The sequence below is a fragment of the Bradyrhizobium sp. Kon56 genome (genome assembly GCF_055807635.1).
The window spans coordinates 1-861 of sequence record NZ_JBVVOU010000101.1; the positions used below are offsets into that span (position 1 = coordinate 1).

Sequence of the window (861 nt, forward strand, 5' to 3'; positions counted from 1 at the left end):
CGGCTGGCCGATGCCCGAAAGCTCCAATACTCCGGGAGACTGGATAGCGCCGCAAGAGACGATCACCTCCGCGCCACAGCGCGCCTCCCGAGCTTCGCCGTGCAGCGTATAAGCGACGCCGACCGCGCGCTTTCCCTCGAGCAGGATGCGGCTGACAAGCGCATCGGTCTCGATGCGCAGATTTGGCCTGCTGCGCGCCGGATCCAGGAAAGCGCGAGCCGCCGACCAGCGCTGGCCGTTCCTGGTTGTCGCCTGAAAATAACTGAAGCCTTCCTGCTGCCCGTCGTTGTAGTCATGATTACGCGGGAAGCCACTGGCTTCGGCGGCATCGATGAGCGCGTCGCCAAGCACGTGGTACTCGCTGGTTTTGTGAACATTGAGAGGCCCATCCTTACCGCGCGACTGGTCGCTCCGGCCCTCGTAATGTTCCGATTTTTTGAAGTACGGCAGCATTTCTTCGTAGGACCAGCCTCGATTGCCCAATTGGCTCCAGGTGTCATAATCGAGCGGCTGGCCGCGCACATATAGCATGCCGTTGATCGAACTTGAGCCGCCCAACCCACGGCCGCTCGCACAGGGGAGGCGCTGGCCGCTCACATTGCCGTCGATCTGGAAGTTCCAGCTAAACTTTTTGCGGAGCTGGTGCTTGATGTAGCCTGCGGGAATATCGATCCAGATCGACCGGTCGCGTGGTCCGGCCTCCAGGAGCAGCACCTTGACCCGTGCATCCTCCGTTAGGCGATTGGCGAGTACGCAACCGGCCGAACCGCCGCCGACGATGATATAGTCCCATTCGGACATTGTTTGACAAGTCCTCTTGTGTGGTTTGGAGTTTACCCTTGACGCTCGTCCAATGAGATC

At 60.3% G+C, this 861-nt stretch carries 1 protein-coding gene; it reads right to left on the reverse strand.

What is annotated here, in order from left to right; translation table 11 throughout:
- The coding region (locus tag AC0L3B_RS38120) for a GMC family oxidoreductase (RefSeq protein WP_473382685.1) at nt 1-801 on the reverse strand (801 nt) is incomplete at its 3' end.
- Between the last annotated feature and the right edge of the window lie 60 nt (nt 802-861).